Source organism: Flagellimonas allohymeniacidonis (genome assembly GCF_004296335.1).
Taxonomy (GTDB): domain Bacteria; phylum Bacteroidota; class Bacteroidia; order Flavobacteriales; family Flavobacteriaceae; genus Flagellimonas; species Flagellimonas allohymeniacidonis.
On sequence record NZ_SGIU01000002.1, the window covers coordinates 1,073,564 to 1,090,060 of the forward strand.

The following is a 16,497-nucleotide window of genomic DNA, read 5'->3' on the forward strand; positions in this document are numbered from 1 at the left end:
GTGCAAATCATCGGCTCTAAAATATTTTCTTAGATTTGAATTTCAACCCCAATTGAAAAAATGACGCGTTCTACCTCATCAATACTGCTCTTTTTATTGATTTCGATGAGTTCCGTAGGACAGACGTTTCAAATTAAGGGTAAGGTGGTCGACAGTGACAATAAACCCATACCCTTCGCGAATGTCCTACTTCTACAAGCAAGGGATTCCACCTTTGTTCAAGGCACTTCTGCAGATGATGACGGAAAGTTCGTTTTATCGGATGTGGCGGCCAGTCTCTATTTGCTTCAAGCCAGCTATGTTGGAAAAGGATCAATGCCTTTGGCCCTTGATATTGCGACCGATGTTTCACTCGGCGCTTTGGTGATTCCATCAACACCCACCACCTTGGAGGAAGTTGTGGTGACTTCAAAGCGACCTACGGTTCAAAGATTAACAGACAGACTGGTCTTTACAGTAGAGAACACCGTTGTTTCGCAGGGGAGCTCTTGGGATATTTTAAAAAGCACACCGGGCGTGATTGTCAATCAGGAGGAGCTGCTTATTCGTGGCCAAACAGCAACGGTATATCTCAATGATCGAAAAGTGCAGCTGTCCGGCCAGGAGGTTCGAGATTTATTGGAGGGATTTTCAGGGGTTAACATAAAATCCGTTGAGGTGATAACGAATCCTTCGGCACGATATGAAGCAACAGATGGTCCTATTCTGAATATAGTAACCAACAAAAATATAGTTCCCGGCTATAAGGGCAGTATCAATGGCGGCTATACCCAAGCCGTATTTCCCAAATATAATTTCGGAACCAGCCATTACTACAAAACGGACAAGCTGAACCTTTTTGCCAACTACGCCATCAACGTAAGGAAAGAGCTTCGCAAAACAGACAAGGGCATCAACTTCTTGGATAACAACAACCAACCTTTTTCAATTTGGGATACGGAATATATACAGGTGAATGATTCAAAACCCCAAAATGCAAGCGTGATTCTGGATTACACATTTGATGAGAGAAACAGCATTAACCTGACCTCAAATTTGGCCTTTAATCTGAACCAAGAACAAGATACGCAACTGAGCAATAGCATTAGAAATGCACAAGGGCAAATAGATTCGACTTTTAACACTGTGAACGCGACCAGCTTAGATAACACCAACTTGGCGTTCGACCTTACCTATGAGCATAAATTGAAGAAACCGGGAGCACGCTTGTCTTTTAACGGACACTATACGCATTATGATGGTAGTTCGCTACAAAACCTGAACTCAACCTATTTTGATGCCGGGGGCGGTTTTATCCGTGACTTTGGATTTGATTCTGATACCAACCAGGACATCCAGATTGTGACTGGTCAGGTAGATTATGCCATGCCGTTGGGCAATGGAAGCATAGAGACCGGGGCAAGAGTGTCTTCAGTCTCGTCGGATAGTCAAGTGGGCTTTTTCAATTTTACCGGTACAAGCGACACGGTAGACCCTTCATTGTCCGATAATTTTTTGTATGATGAAAATGTATATGCAGCGTATTTCAGTTTGGTCCGAAATTGGGACAAGTGGTCCATGAAAGTTGGGGTGCGTGGGGAGTTGACAGATGCCGAGGGAACTTCCTTGACTTTGAGCGAAACCAATACTCAAGACTTTTTTGAACCCTTCCCCTCGCTTTACTTGTTATATTCCCCATCAGATAAACACAGCTTTGCCTTTGACTATGGAAGGAGTGTGGATAGGCCTAGATATAATGACCTAAATCCGTTTCGTTTCTTTTTTAATGAAAACGACTTTGAAGAAGGCAACCCACGGCTTTTTCCCAATTTTGGAAATAGCTTCAACTTCAACTACACCTTGAACAGCGAGTTTTTTTTCGATGTCTACTATAGGGACAATGGCCAAAATATTGCCGATTTGGTTTTTCAGGACAACAATGACCTTACCTTGGTGGAATTGAAGCAAAACGTGTTGGATAGTAAATCCTACGGTTTTGATTTCACGGTAAGCAAAGGCATTATGCCCTTTTGGTTTCTCTATGCCTACACTTCTATTTTTCATGAGGAAGAGACCTTTTTGGCCGTTGAAAGCGGAAATCAAGAGTTCACCAATGAGGTTGATGGGGTATACGCCTATCTGGCCAATTATTTAACCCTTTCAAAAGACGGAACTTTCACCGGAGAATTGACTATGTCCTACATTTCCCAATTTTTGTTTGGGTCGTATATTTCAGATGAGCAATTGAACCTTACCGTTGGGTTGCGTAAGTCATTATTTAATAATAAAGCGACGATTTCCATTGCTGCAGAAGACCTCTTGGAAAGATATATTCCGACATATACCTCTCGCTATCTCAATCAAGATAATTTTTATCGAAGGCGCCCAGAGACCCAATTTGTTCGATTTGGCTTTACCTATAACTTCGGAAATTTCCGCTTGGAAGACAACCAACGGGGCATAGATAAGAACGAGCGCGATAGGCTGGAAAGCGAATAACCCTCTGATTTCCCTACATTTTGTATTTTTGCCTTCCAAAAAAAAGGATTTGCCCAAGATTGCTGACATAGTACTACCCGACTTTCCATTATTGCTCGCTCCTATGGAGGATGTTAGCGACCCACCTTTTCGTGCCCTTTGCAAAGAGCAGGGAGCAGATGTGGTGTACACTGAGTTCATTTCTTCGGAAGGTTTGATTCGCGATGCTGCCAAAAGCGTTATTAAGCTGGACATTTATGAGAAGGAGCGCCCTGTAGGCATCCAAATTTTTGGTGCGGAACTGGATTCTATGTTGCAGGCAGTGGATATCGTGGAAAAATCCAATCCAGATATCATCGACATCAATTTTGGTTGTCCTGTTAAAAAGGTGGTCTGTAAAAATGCAGGTGCTGGAATTTTGAGGGACATTCCCCTTATGGTCAAACTCACCAGTGAAATTGTTAAGCGAACCAAACTTCCTGTGACTGTGAAAACCCGATTGGGTTGGGACAGCGATTCCATTAAAATTGTTGAGGTTGCAGAGCGATTACAAGATGTGGGGATAGAGGCCATATCCATTCATGGGCGTACCCGCGTGCAAATGTACAAGGGCTTTGCTGATTGGAAACCCATTGCTGCGGTAAAGAACAATCCCCGTATGCACATTCCCGTGTTTGGGAATGGAGATGTGGATACGCCAGAAGCAGCGGTTCGAATGCGGGATGATTTCGGATTGGATGGAGCTATGATTGGAAGAGCCAGTATTGGCAATCCTTGGTTTTTTAAAGAAGTAAAGCACTTTTTCGAGACGGGTACACACTTGAAGCCGCCAAGTATGGAGGAGCGGGTTGAAGCGGCCAGAAGACACCTGCAGATGGCCATCGACTGGAAAGGGGAAAAACTTGGTGTTTTTGAAACACGAAGGCACTACACAAATTACTTCAAAGGAATTCCACATTTTAAGGAGTACCGCATGAAAATGGTCACAAGTGACGATGCTGCCGATGTTTTTGCCGCTTTTGATGAGGTGTTGGAAAAGTTCGGCAATTACCAATTTGCCTAAGCCTCAATCAATTTCTTCGAGATTCTGCTACTGGCAATTTTTGAGGAAATATAGCCTAAGACCACAATAGTGCCCAAAACAATGAATACGTTGGCATAATCGTATTCCACGGGATAGGCCAAAGTGGCTGTGATTTTTAACCACCCGAAGGCCAACTGGCTTCCAATAAGCAGCGATCCAAGTAAAACCCCAATCAAGCCCCCAAGCGTGGTTACCAAAATTCCCTGGATAAAATATACACGCCGAAGTTCCTTGATTGTAGTGCCAAGACTGTACAACGTCTTTGAGTTTTGCTGTTTGTCCAGAATCAACATAATGATGGCCCCTACCACATTGAAAAGAGCAATGATCAGCACCAAAGTGAAAATAAGATAGGTGGCTAGGTTTTCAGTGTTTAGCATTCGATACAAGGTACTGTTCAATTCCTGGCGACTAAGTACAAGGACCTTATTACCAAGAGATGAAAGAACGGCTTGTTTTATAGTCTCTTCAGAGGACGAATTATTGAGTTTAAAATTGATTCCCGAGATTTGGGATGTGTCCTTTTCCAACAAACTCTGCACCAACGGAAGATGCGCAAAAAGATATTTTTTGTCCAGATTTTCTTCAACGGCATATACGCCACTGATTACCAAGGGCAACTGATTGTAAGGTTTGGCATTTAAACTTTGCTGATTAATGGAACCTTTGCCCGGTTTGGGCACCAGCACGGAGATTGGCGTTTGGTAGTTGTCTACAGGAGCGCCCAACAGGTTATAAAGACCAATACCCATAACGGCATTGTATTCGGTAATACCCCAATTTCCAAAATAAAGGGTACTATCTACCCCGGTTACCGTTCTGTAATTATCATCAATTCCCTTAATGTAGGCAATGCAACTTTTCCCTCGGAAAGTCAAGTAGGCCCGCTCCTCAAGTTCTTTTGAAAAATGGGTGACCCCTTCAATGGCTCCTAATTGGGCTTCTTCTTCTGGAGAGATGGAAAACGTTTTCCCGGTGATGGGAATGGCTTTAAGGTCAGGATCAAAGGAGTTGGTAAACGAAAGGCTGAACGTTTTGAGTCCGGCGAAAGCGGAAAGCACCACAAAAAGCGCAGCAGACCCAATTACAATAACCAAAAAGGTGATGAAATTGATGATGTTTACGGCATTCTGACTGCTTTTCGAACGGAGATAGCGCTTGGCAATATAAAACGGAAAGTTCAAAATCAGGACTTCTTTCGTTTATCCAGTAAATCCCTGTTTTCAATAGGATTTTCCTCACCCTTCAAGGATTGTTCAATTTTATCGATGTATTCCAGGGAATCATCCAAATAAAAGGTCAACTCAGGAACCCGGCGGAGTTGGTTTTTGGTTCGTTGGGCGAGCTCATGCCGAATCATAACTTGATTGGATTTAATACCAGCCAGCAGTTCTTTGGCCTTGGGATTCGGAAAGATACTTACGTACACTTTGGCAATGGATAAATCAACAGTGACATAAACCTTGGTCACGGAGATCAACACCCCTTTCATACCACCATCAGTGGCGGCTCTCTGAAGAATTTCAGCAATATCCTGCTGGATAATTCCAGCAATTTTTCGTTGTCTTTGTGATTCCATTACTGCAAAAATACAGCAATTAATGACTAACCTCATGATTGGGCACGCCAACTGTACGTAATTTTGCCGAAATTGTATTGTTAATTGAACGGACTATGGATAAAATAGAGCACATAGGGATAGCTGTAAAGGATTTGGAAACTTCGAACGGATTGTTCAAAAGCCTGTTTGGCGTTGCACATTATAAGATTGAAGAAGTGGCCTCGGAGGGTGTTCGCACGTCCTTCTTTCAATCCGGGCCCAATAAGATTGAATTGCTTGAGGCCACGAATCCGGATAGCCCGATCGCCAAGTTTTTAGAGAAAAAAGGAGAGGGAATCCACCATGTGGCTTTTGCCGTTGAGGACTTGGAAGCTGAAATGAAGCGCTTGGAAGGCGAAGGCTTTGTTATTTTACCGGGATTCCCCAAAAAGGGAGCGGACAACAAGCAAGTCGCCTTTTTACATCCCAAAGGCACCAATGGAGTTTTGGTAGAGCTTTGCCAGGAGCTTCAATAAGGAGCGGGTATTGCCACATCAAAAAATAAAAGCTAATTTTGCTGCCCTTTTAAGAAGGAATTTCTGAAATATTGTATTTTGGAATTTGAAATATGCTGTTGTACAGCTTGGTCCTATAGCTCAGTTGGTTAGAGCACCTGACTCATAATCAGGGGGTCCCTGGTTCGAGCCCAGGTGGGACCACTGGGAAATATCAAAAATTCCCTAAAAGCCTGAAAATGAACTGTTTTCAGGCTTTTTCATTTTTATTGATTTCATATAAAACCATATGAAATCAACCGTTCTGGTGAGTGATTCGGTGAGTACTTTTTTATTCGCAAAAATGCCGCTCAAACTATGTTAAAGAATTGACATTCAATTCTTTGTTAGGATTTGCAAGTGATATTAATAATCCAAAAAGCACAGTTATGGAGGCAAAAAACACATTTTCCATCCTTTTTTACCCAAAAACCAGTGATTCTGACAAGCACGGAATGTCCCCTCTTTTCCTTCGAATCACAGTTGATTCAAAGAGGGCCGAACTCAGTCTAAAAAGGAAAATCAAACCCAAGGACTGGTGCCCCATTTCGAACAAGGTCATTGGCAAAGACCCCAAAGCAGATGAAGTCAATTACCATTTGGACGACCTAAAGGTTCGCATCCGCCGAATCCAAGCGGAATATGTTTCGCAAGGACAACCGTATTCAGCGGTTACCATCAAGAATAAACTTTTGAACAAGGGAAACAAAATCAAAACTGTGCTTTCGATTTACGATGACCATAACGATAACATGCAGGCCCTGTTGGGAGTTGAGTATACCTATAGCACCTATCGAAGACACGTTAGAACCCGAAACCATTTGGAAAAGTTCATTTTTCAGGAATATGGCGGGAAAGACCTATTCATTACCAATGTGGATTTAAAGTTTGTCACTGGTTTTGAGCACCACTTGAAATTAAGCAAAGCAGGAAGTCATAATACGATTGTCAAGTACGTCACCAATTTCAAGAAAATAGTTCGGATAGCTCTTGCCAATAATTGGATGAAAACAAACCCTTTCTACCACTGGAAAGCAAGATGGAAGAAAACATACCGGGAGGTGTTGACGGAGATTGAGCTACGATTGTTAATTGAGAAGGAATTCAAGTCCACTCGATTAGAACGGACAAGGGATGTCTTTGTCTTTTGCTGCTTTACAGGGTTGGCTTATATCGATGTAAAAAAGTTGGAAGAAGAGAACATCCACAGCATAGGGAATAAAAAATGGATAAGGATTCTGCGGACTAAAACGAAAGTACAAAGCACTATTCCTCTTTTGCCGATAGCGGAAGCAATCCTCGATAAGTACAGAATGTCGGGAATTGGGCAAGTGGAGGACCGGTTGCTTCCTGTTTTAAGCAATCAAAAGATGAACCAGTATCTAAAGGAGATATCGGAGTTATGTCATATCAACAAACGAATGACATTTCATTTGTCCCGACACACATTTGCTACTACGGTCACTTTATCTAATGGAGTACCTATTGAATCGGTAAGCAAAATGCTGGGACATCAATCCATGCGGACAACTCAGATTTATGCCAAGGTGCTTGACCATAAGTTGAGCAAGGACATGGAATTGGTAGCAGGAAAATATTAGCACTGGTTTTATCCCAAATCTTACCCCTGACTTTTGCACGTGGTTCCTGTGGAATTTTTCCAGTGTTCGGGAAGAAAAACGTTAAGGGAAAATTTCATAGGGTGCAACCTACTTATTTGAATTTAAGGCGGGTTTGCCGTATTCAAAATTTGGGATACGAAGTAGACCAGATTTGAATAGCGAGAGGGTAACGCGCTAAAGCGACGTTACGTTTCGAATAATGATTATAAAATATTGATTATCAATATTTTATAAATAAGGTAAAAAGAAGAAGAAAACTTGAAATTGTAACAATTAAGCCTACAGCCTTTATAAACAGGGTTTAAGATTGTAACAATTGAATGATAAAAATGAAGAAAATGGATGGATTTGGGACAATACGATTACATCATAGAACTATTAAAAGGTTTAGGCGATTTTCAAGGAAAATAACAAAGTCCTATTCCGAAACTTTGGAATCGGTCATGGACTTCTTCGAATGGCATGGAATATCACCATCAAGTAAGTTTCCAAAACGAGTTGATGAAGATGGTGAAAAGACCCGCAAACGAATTAATGCTCTGATTGCCATTGTTCGAGATATTGAAAAGACACAGACATTGCCTACTAACACAATGCTACTGGCACTTTTTGGTCAACATGAAATTGTAAAAAAACGAAGAGAACCTAAACGGGTTGAAAAGAAGTTCCAAAAAATGACAAAAGAGGAATGGAATAAATTGGAAGGAATGATTCCAAAGGAACGATTAAGTCAATTAGAGGAAAAATATAAAGGAGAAAAAGAAGAGGTTTTACAGTTCCTTTCAAAAGTTAAATTGGTTAAGCCAAGGTTTGGGAATTCGTACTGGACAATTGATACCAACGCTACTGAATTGGGTCTTCTTAAAAAAAGAATGAGAAAAGATTACTGAATAATTTTGCCTCGCTCAGTAGTATTAGTTTGTGTAAGTATTTGGGACGCTTGCAGCGCAAAACGTTGTTTTTGCTCGCCATCAATTTAGCATTAGACTTCTTTTTGGTAGACTTAATAATTTCTAACGCTCAGGCATGTTCTTAATGAATTATTGATTTTACTCACTTCCAGATTGGTTATTGCTCGTTGCGGGAAAACCTAAAGAACAAAAAGAAGATAATTGAGTTGCTTCTGTGCAAGCCCGAGCGAGGTAATTTATATAAACATCCTGTCTACTTAGCTGGACTTCTTATTTAGAGATACCTTTAACAATATTGGTTCAGTTTTTTCTTTTTCGTATTCCTTAAGTTTTTCTTCTTCATTCCTTAAGTAAAGACCGAAAGCTAAGAAAGCGCCACTTAATATAACAAGTTTAGGTTGGGAGGTAGTTGCAGAAATGGCACTGGTCAAATAACCTGCATACTGAAAATGACTACTGGACAGACTTAATGGGATTTTTTTTGATTTTTTATGACCGAATGTTCTTAGGTTACAAATTTCTTTTGAATAGTCCTGGTACTGTTTTACGAAATGTTGTGCTGTCGAATCATTTGGGGAATTTTGGAATGCATTTAGGGACTCAAAATAATCATCCGCAGCACTTCCGAGCCTAGTATTAATTAATTTTTTAGGGTTGACACTCAAAAGATACTCAGTGCTGGGGGCGTCCACTAGAAAATGATGAAAAGAACTTCCATCATTAGGATTTTTGGAGTTTATTTTTAATTCATCAACGAGGAAGTCTTTGTTCGGATTATAATTTGGTAAATCCGCAACTAAACCTAACTTCTCCGAAAAGTTGATATGATAACTTTGATTTAACCATGACCAGAATATTCTTAAAGCACTGGATGTTTTGGGATTAGGTTTTGCCAACTCAAGAATTTGATTTATAGAATGATATTTTTCTGAGTTTTTTACCCCAACTTCTTTTGCAATTGATGAGAACAATTGTCCTCTTCTTAGCCCTCCATTGGAGTCAATTTTCTTTGAGTTGATTAAAGCTTCTTCGAAGCAAGAATTTCTCCATAATTCACTTTCTTCCCAAATCCATTCCTGTCCTTGGGGTAGTTGAGGAGGTTCCTGTTTATAGAAGTTTTTTCTAATGAAGTTTTCATAACCAATTCCAATACCTTCAGGCCAAAAAATAGCGTTATTTTTTGTAGCCAAACCAAAATCAAGATTTTTTATGTATTTATCGAACCTTGCACTTTCGAATAGCTCTTGTTGAAAATATTCTTTTTTGTTATCATATTTATCGTAAGCTAAATAGTGATACAATTCATTTATGGAGTTAATTCCTGTTTCGCTAATAGCTGGTATTGCCAGTCCTGCAATGGCAGTTTCTTCAAAGAAAGAACTTTCATCTCCACTATTAATAATATGCCTTAATAAATGGCTTGAATTAAAGTAATAAGCTTCATGTAATGCAACTCCTTTTCCGAATAGTACATCATTAAATAAATGATTTTCAAAATCTTCATATCTAATATCATCGACCAATGCTTCATCTGCTACACTTAGGAGTTGCGCCCTATCTGATATATGCTTAACCTTCATTTTTTAGTATTTTAACAATACATGTTTTCACTTTAGTAAATACTTAGTGCTCTTTTTAGTCCTTTTTGCTAAGCTTTCCGACAATATTGGCAAAACTAAAGCCAAGCCCCCAATAAAAGGGCCTTGTTTCATTTCTGCCGGTATTATTTAGATTAATGCCGCTGGTAACAAATATCTTGTTGTTAAAAAACCCCATAACAAGCCCCGCACCAATTTCTAAATCGTCTTCGGTGCTGAAGTCTATATAGGAAACATTGACACCTATAGAAGGCTCTAAAAAGTTGATAAAACGATTATTGTGCCGTCCGTCCCTTCGATAAGTTAGCAGTAGCGATACTCCAGGGGCACCTTTAAAGTTGGATGGGGATAAGTTGTCCGCATCATCGCCTGAAGGCTCATTAATTCGATTCACAAGAAGAAATGAGTCGGCAATTTTAACTTCCCAACGTGTATTTCTAATTTCGTAAGTTCCTATTGGCAAAACTTTTTGCACAATTTCGGAGGCATTGCCGTTATTTCTGCGCTGGCTTTCTTCTAAAATCAAATAGAGATATAATAAATCACCTTCTTGAGCTCGTTCCTTGTTAAGATTAATTGTTGCATAGTTGAGATCTCTATAAATGATTTCACTAGCTTTCAGAGCCAGTTTTTCAATAAGGTCCTTTTTGTCAATCTCAATTAAATCTTGTGATAAAGAAGTTTCTTTTGCTATAATTTGCCTTTCTTTCTTGGATTGTTGTGCATGGTATTCAATCAAATCCTCAATGTCAGTACCCTCAATTTGAGTTAATCTCGAAATCTCTCTTACACCCTCAAAGTGAAATGATTCAACTGAAGCTTCAATAGCGGAAACTTGATTATTGTTCGTGCTGGGATTTAGATAGTTGGATAGTTGCCTGTTAATATTTTTTAAATTTGTTTCTATTTGGTCTAGAGCAATATGGTCTAGTTGAATTGTAGACAGGAAAGCATCTTCGGCCTGTTCCCCTGAAGATTTGAAATAATCTATGTAGTCAATGATTATTTGAAGCCTTGAATTGAATTTTTTTATTTCAGAACGGAATGTTCTCTCAACAATATCCCTCTTATTATCATTTTTTTCTTTAACCGTTTTTTGAAATTCATTCAATCCGCTTAAGAATGACTTTTTTGAAATCCTGTCTTCTTTTCTTAAATTTCTTACATCATTAAACACAGGGGGAAAATCCGATTCAGCGGCAATATTTCTTACCAAAAATTCCTTGGAGAGATTCATAAATCTCTTATAAAGAGATTCGTTAGCTAATTCCTCATCATCATAATAATAATAAAACACATCTAACTCGTCGTCATCGTATCCATCGTCATCTGTTAAATCAGAAATATCTTGAATATAACTTTCTAATCGCCTAAGTAACCTAATGTTGTTTATGTCATCAATTGGTGCTTCCGAGACTTTTTCCTCGGTTTTAAGGCATTCAAGGATGAGGTTTACAAATATTGTGGCTATTTCATGTGGCGGTCTATTTGTGATTCCAATCTTGGTTTTTTCCTGACCAATTCGAGAATATGGATAAACTTCTACTGGGTCTTCACCTCCTTGAGTACTTACAATCTTGCCCTCAATAGTGATATTGCCTTTAAAATCTCTATTTTGAGATATTTCCTCTCTAAGAAATTCAATTCTAATGTTACTTTTTGTGTCTATTATCTTTCGCTGTTGGTTGACACTATCTTGGCTATATTTCCAAATGTTTATTTTCTTACGGCCTTTAATTTCAAAAATTTCTACATATTGCCTGGCATCCAAATTGTTGATTTTTTCTTGACTTGAAACTTGCCCTTGAGAGCTCCTATTGTCACTTTTTTTTGATGATTTATTAAGTTCTTGGGATTGAGTTTCAGCGCATTGAAACAATAAGCCAAGACATACAAAAACTTTAAGTAAATGTCTCATTTTGGTGAATTTTTTTGAGTTTACACTATTTTGGGGGGACTGTAATAAGGTTTTCAAAAAAGCTTTCATCTTCATTAATTAATCTGCGAATTACATAAAAAAACGATGAGTTGATTCGCTGGAATTCAATGACTTGGGGTGTTGGATAAAAACCCTGGTCAGACTATGGAAAAAGTTTGATTTATATGCACAAAGACCACAGTTTTTTTGAGGTTTTTGTTTATCAAGATTCGCTGGCGAAATCTTAATTTTATATTATCTCCCCAAAAACTCTATTTACCGTTTTAAGTAATTAGTTATTCTTTTCCTTTTGAAAAGAGTTAATAACTAAATCGGTCAAAACTGTTTTGATTTTGGATAAAGAATTATATTCAGATTACAAATTTTTCAGCGTGGCAAAGAGTGGAAACATAGATGATGCAGAATCGCCAACAAAAGGAACGGACTTCTTAAATGAATATCTGGAAAAGTCAGGATTTGGCATTTTTGTCAATAGGGAAAATCAAAGTATCAAAAAGCCAATTCCGAAGAAAACGCCTTTTGAAGAGTCAATAGAGTGGAAACACCCATCGGTTTTAAAACTAGTAAATGAGGAAGGTTCTGGTCTAACAGATCCAATAGAGATTATTCGAGAGAAAAGCCGAAAAATGGTCTTGGAGGCTTTAACAAACGGATGGCATGGTCCACCTTTTGATGTAATCAAGCTTGCAAAAATGAATGGGTATGAGGTTCATCCTAATGAATCAGTTGCCGAAGCAAGAATAATACCCGCCTCAAATACTTTCAAGATTGAATACAATCCATTTCAAAGCCCAGCTAGGATTAATTTCTCTATAGCTCATGAAATTGCCCATACCCTATTTTCTGATTGTGGAGACACGATTAGATATAGGAAAAACGAGCTCGAAAAGGGATCTTGGCAACTTGAGTTTTTATGTAATATTGCGGCTTCCGAATTGCTCCTGCCATATGCTGAATTTACAAACACTGCGAATGAAGTTGATTTAGATATTAAAAGCCTTATCGACATAGCACGCAAGTACAGGGCATCAGTCGAGTCCGTTTTCTTAAGGTTTAGTCAGGTTGTCGAAAAGCCTTGTACCATTGCAATCTGTACCTTTAACCCTGACAACCAACTTGTAGTCAATTACAGCAAGAATTCCTTAAACGCTCATTTGGAAATACCTAAGGGATATATAATTCCAGAAAATTCAAATGTGTATGATTGCGTGAAAGCGGGATTTACATCATATGGTTTAGAAAACTGGGGTTTGTTTGGGGAAACTAGATATGCGATTCATGGTGTGGGCCTATCCCCAATCAAGAAACAAACACAGGCTCGTGTTGGAATACTCATTGTACCAGAATATTTTGACCCGAAACCCAAGAAAGGAATCTATATTGTCTATGGGGACGCTACCTCTCCCAGAGGTAAGGGAAACAAAATTATAGCACAGGTTGTAAACTCAAGTGGAGGGGTTGGATTTGGATTTGGAAGGGCAATGGCCGAAAAATACCCCTTGTCAAAAAAGGCTTTACATGGGTGGAAAAAAGAAAAAGAATCATTTTACCTTGGGAATTACCAATCAGTTAAAATAGAAGACGATCTGTTCGTTTTTCAAATGTTAGCTCAGAAAGGGCTATATCCTAAAAATGATGTTATCCCTTTGAAATATGACAAACTTAGAGATGGTCTCATAGCTCTTAGAGAATTTTCCAAATCAATCAATGCATCCATTCATATGCCAGCAATTGGTGCAGGACAAGCAGGAGGAGACTGGAACATTATTAAAGGCATGATTTATGACGAATTAATAACTCATGGCATCGATGTAATCATTTATTTACTCCCTGGTAAAAACGCTCAGCCTAATAAATCACGTACCCTAACTCTTTTTAAAAAGTATGAGGAATAAGAAAATAGTAATTGTCCTCAGCGGAGAAATTGCTAGTGGCAAAAGTTCAATATGCGAGGGACTCCAAAATTCGTTTGATTTCAAAGTACTAGGCACTAAAGGCGCACTTCAAGAAATAGCAAAAAAACAGAATAATGGAAAACTTCCTGAAGAGCGAGGCTTTTTACAAGCGTTTGGGGAAAAGTTAGATAAAGAAACCAATGGAAAATGGGTTTTGGATTATTTTCAAACTGAGATTAATAATAACAACAGAATATTAATTGATAGCGCAAGAATAATAAGTCAGGTTTCTTTTTTTCGTGAAGCTTATGGCGATTCAGTTTATCACATTTATTTAGATGCATCTGAAGCTAGTAGACGTGAATGGTTTATAAACAGAAAGAAAAAAGAAGATAATTTTTCATCAGTAGAAGAAGCTAAACAAAAGTTTGAACAATACTCTCAAGACGCTACAGAAAAGCAGGTAAAATCACTGAAGCCAAAATGTGACTTGGTTGTTCATACAGAGGACTCATTAAACCCTATGGACCATGTCGTAAGGATAGCAAGTTTTTTGCGCATCCTTCCTAGAATTCATAATAAAAATGTTGATGTTGTTATAGGGGGGCAATTTGGTTCGGAAGGAAAAGGCCAAATTGCTGGATATCTTGCTAAAGAATACGATTGTCTCATACGGGTAGGAGGGCCAAATGCAGGACATAAGGTATACAGTGAACCAAAACCAGATGTATTTCATATTATACCCTCTGGTTCAAATAAAAATAGAGATGCGATAATTGTAATTGGCCCCGGTGCTGTCATTAGCGAAGAACAGATTTTAAAAGAAATATCTGAATTTAGCATAGATACGGAAAGGATGGTAATCGATGAAAATGCCACCATTATTACGGAGAATGAAAGAGCAGTTGAAGACTTGTTTGATAAGATAGGGTCCACTAAGCAGGGTGTTGGTGCAGCAACCGCTAATAATCTATTTATTAATCGTCTAAGCGCAAATGACGATTTTAAAGCAAAAAACTGTAACTCGTTAAAACACTATATAGGTTCGGCTCATGAGACCTATGAAAAAATGAACCTTGATAATAAAAAACTTTTATTAGAAGGAACCCAGGGCACATTTTTAAGTTTGCATCATGGCTTTTATCCTCATGTTACATCAAGGGAAACCTCTGTCGGAGGCTGTATATCGGAAGCCGGAATAGGAATTAACAAGGTTCGCAAAATAGTTATGGTAGTGAGACGTTACCCCATTCGTGTACAAAGTCCTGCCAATGGTAGCTCAGGCGATTTTCATAGCAATGAAATATCACTTGAGGAAGTAAGCAGAAGATCTAATTATCCTCTTGAAGAAATGAAGATTATCGAAAAAACTACAACAACCAAAAAGAAGAGAAGGATTGCAGAATTTAATTGGGGACTTTTTAGAAGAGCTTGTGAATTAAATACACCCACTGATATAGCCTTTACTTTTTCGGACTACATTGACTATGAAAATCAGAAAGCAAGAAGGTATGACCAATTAACCCAAAAAACGACGAAATTTATTGAGGAATTGGAAAGGTGTGCAGAGGTTCCCGTAAGTCTTATCGCAACAAGATTCGACTATAGAGCTATAATTGACAAAAGAAATTGGATTTAATGAGTGCTGAAGAATTAATTGAAAGACTACCTTTTCTATATCACCTTACTTCTTTTGAAAATTCTGAACTAATACTCGAGAATAGAGTTATTCATAGTACTGTTGCCCTCGTGAATGGCTCCAATCTAGGAGACGATGAAAAGCAAAATTTACTTGTCTCTAGAAGGCCAGAACATTTTTATGTTGAAGACATAGACGGCAATGAAATTATGATTCGAGACCAAAGGCCTATATCAGTTAAGTCTTTGAACAAATGTCTTCAAGATAATTGTAGTGTGAGCGATTTCATTTTCTATTTAAACAGTAGAATTTTCTTTTGGCCAAATCTTTACAGGTTAAATATTCATTTCAATAGATATTCTCATGAGAATCCGGTGATTTTGAAGTGCAGCACAGAGGCTCTACTTTCATTAAATGATCATTCAAAATTTTGTCATTTGAATTCCGGAGCCACAAGATGCCACCCTAAATGGGATGGTGCACCACCGCCAAGAGGTCTAAATTCTTTTGTTTCATTGGACAATTTTGAATACGGTTATCGAAAAATAGCAGAAGTCACATTTGAGGATTCATGCACTCTTCCTGAAACAATTTGGCGTAGCGATAATCCAAATGGACCTTGGCAAGAAGTTTGAAATATTGTTATACGTTGTGGTGATGAACATGTCTTTCCGGCTTGATTTTGAACAGATCATATTTATTTATGGTATATTTAATCTTAAATAAGTTCATTTAGATTCCAACATAGTTCTGGTGAGTTTTTCGGTGAGTAATCAGATTTATTGATTTATAAACACTTGAAAATAAAGCCAATACAAGAATAGTTCAGTCCCAGGTGGGACCACATTAAGCAGAAGCCTAGCGTTTTCAACGCTAGGCTTTTTGTTTTGCGAAAAGCCCAAGTTTGCTTGGGACTTAGAAGCAGAACAACCAGTTCCGATTTGCAGTAGCAAATCGATGGCTTCTATTTTCAGTAGCGGGACTTCTCTGGTCCAGGAGCGTAGCAACCTAACCAGGGTGGGGCCACTTAGGAAAGCACTACATCATAGCTAATGGATGATTGCGTTTTTTTCCAATAGGAAGCTTGGAAAGGGCTTTGTATTTCAAGCTTTTTACTTGGTAGTAAAGAAAAAAAGCCCAGTTTATTCAGAATTCTATCTTTTGCCTCGCTCCGTAGTATTAGTTTGGTAAGTTTTGGGACGCTTATAACATGAAAACTAGTTTCGCTCACCAAAACAGAGCGAAACAAATCAAGGGC

Annotated in this window: 12 protein-coding genes and 1 tRNA gene; 9 read left to right on the forward strand and 4 right to left on the reverse strand. The window is 38.6% G+C overall.

Features of this window, described 5'->3' with window-relative positions; all coding sequences use genetic code 11:
• Nucleotides 1-60 precede the first annotated feature (60 nt).
• Together EW142_RS13235 and dusB are read left to right on the forward strand one after the other, a co-directional pair.
• Nucleotides 61-2,478: an outer membrane beta-barrel family protein gene (locus tag EW142_RS13235; protein WP_130614591.1), complete on the forward strand. Its 2,418-nt coding sequence runs from the start codon at nucleotides 61-63 to the stop codon at nucleotides 2,476-2,478.
• Nucleotides 2,479-2,527: 49 nt separating this feature from the next.
• Nucleotides 2,528-3,520 carry a tRNA dihydrouridine synthase DusB gene (gene dusB, locus EW142_RS13240; RefSeq protein WP_130614593.1) on the forward strand — a complete coding sequence of 331 codons (993 nt, stop codon included), beginning with the start codon at nucleotides 2,528-2,530 and terminating at the stop codon, nucleotides 3,518-3,520.
• Here dusB and EW142_RS13245 read toward each other — a convergent pair.
• Both EW142_RS13245 and rbfA read right to left on the reverse strand, forming a co-directional pair.
• Nucleotides 3,517-4,725 carry an ABC transporter permease gene (locus tag EW142_RS13245; RefSeq protein ID WP_130614594.1) on the reverse strand — a complete coding sequence of 403 codons (1,209 nt, stop codon included), beginning with the start codon at nucleotides 4,723-4,725 and terminating at the stop codon, nucleotides 3,517-3,519. The genes dusB and EW142_RS13245 overlap by 4 nt on opposite strands.
• A gap of 2 nt (nucleotides 4,726-4,727) precedes the next feature.
• Nucleotides 4,728-5,120 (reverse strand): 30S ribosome-binding factor RbfA, encoded by a 393-nt coding sequence (rbfA, locus tag EW142_RS13250; RefSeq protein ID WP_130615730.1) that lies wholly within the window; start codon nucleotides 5,118-5,120, stop codon nucleotides 4,728-4,730.
• Nucleotides 5,121-5,215: 95 nt separating this feature from the next.
• On the opposite strand from rbfA, the gene mce reads away from it, so the two are divergent.
• The 4 genes from mce (at nucleotide 5,216) to EW142_RS13270 (ending at nucleotide 8,147) form a co-directional block, all read left to right on the forward strand.
• Entirely contained in the window at nucleotides 5,216-5,617 is a 402-nt protein-coding gene (gene mce / locus EW142_RS13255) for a methylmalonyl-CoA epimerase (RefSeq protein WP_130614596.1), read from the forward strand.
• Nucleotides 5,618-5,726: 109 nt separating this feature from the next.
• A tRNA-Ile gene (locus tag EW142_RS13260) sits at nucleotides 5,727-5,800 on the forward strand.
• A 224-nt stretch (nucleotides 5,801-6,024) separates the two neighbouring features.
• On the forward strand, nucleotides 6,025-7,236 hold the full coding sequence (locus EW142_RS13265) for a site-specific integrase (RefSeq protein ID WP_130614598.1): 1,212 nt from the start codon (nucleotides 6,025-6,027) through the stop codon (nucleotides 7,234-7,236).
• 359 nt (nucleotides 7,237-7,595) lie between these two features.
• Entirely contained in the window at nucleotides 7,596-8,147 is a 552-nt protein-coding gene (locus tag EW142_RS13270) for a BfmA/BtgA family mobilization protein (RefSeq protein ID WP_205783277.1), read from the forward strand.
• 278 nt (nucleotides 8,148-8,425) lie between these two features.
• Here the strand turns inward: EW142_RS13270 and EW142_RS13275 are convergent, their stop codons facing one another.
• On the reverse strand, nucleotides 8,426-9,748 hold the full coding sequence (locus tag EW142_RS13275) for a hypothetical protein (protein ID WP_130614602.1): 1,323 nt from the start codon (nucleotides 9,746-9,748) through the stop codon (nucleotides 8,426-8,428).
• A gap of 55 nt (nucleotides 9,749-9,803) precedes the next feature.
• A complete protein-coding gene (locus tag EW142_RS13280; protein WP_130614604.1) occupies nucleotides 9,804-11,684 on the reverse strand; it encodes a hypothetical protein in 1,881 nt (626 codons plus the stop codon).
• A 353-nt stretch (nucleotides 11,685-12,037) separates the two neighbouring features.
• Between EW142_RS13280 and EW142_RS13285 the strand changes: the two genes are divergently transcribed.
• From EW142_RS13285 to EW142_RS13295, 3 genes are read left to right on the forward strand one after another with little or no spacing between them, the layout of a single operon-like run.
• On the forward strand, nucleotides 12,038-13,600 hold the full coding sequence (locus EW142_RS13285) for an ImmA/IrrE family metallo-endopeptidase (protein ID WP_130614606.1): 1,563 nt from the start codon (nucleotides 12,038-12,040) through the stop codon (nucleotides 13,598-13,600).
• A complete protein-coding gene (locus EW142_RS13290; protein ID WP_130614608.1) occupies nucleotides 13,590-15,239 on the forward strand; it encodes an adenylosuccinate synthetase in 1,650 nt (549 codons plus the stop codon). Before EW142_RS13285 ends, EW142_RS13290 begins: the two co-directional genes overlap by 11 nt.
• Nucleotides 15,239-15,874 (forward strand): DUF7002 family protein, encoded by a 636-nt coding sequence (locus tag EW142_RS13295; protein ID WP_130614610.1) that lies wholly within the window; start codon nucleotides 15,239-15,241, stop codon nucleotides 15,872-15,874. The genes EW142_RS13290 and EW142_RS13295 overlap by 1 nt, the downstream gene beginning before the upstream one ends.
• Nucleotides 15,875-16,497 lie beyond the last annotated feature (623 nt).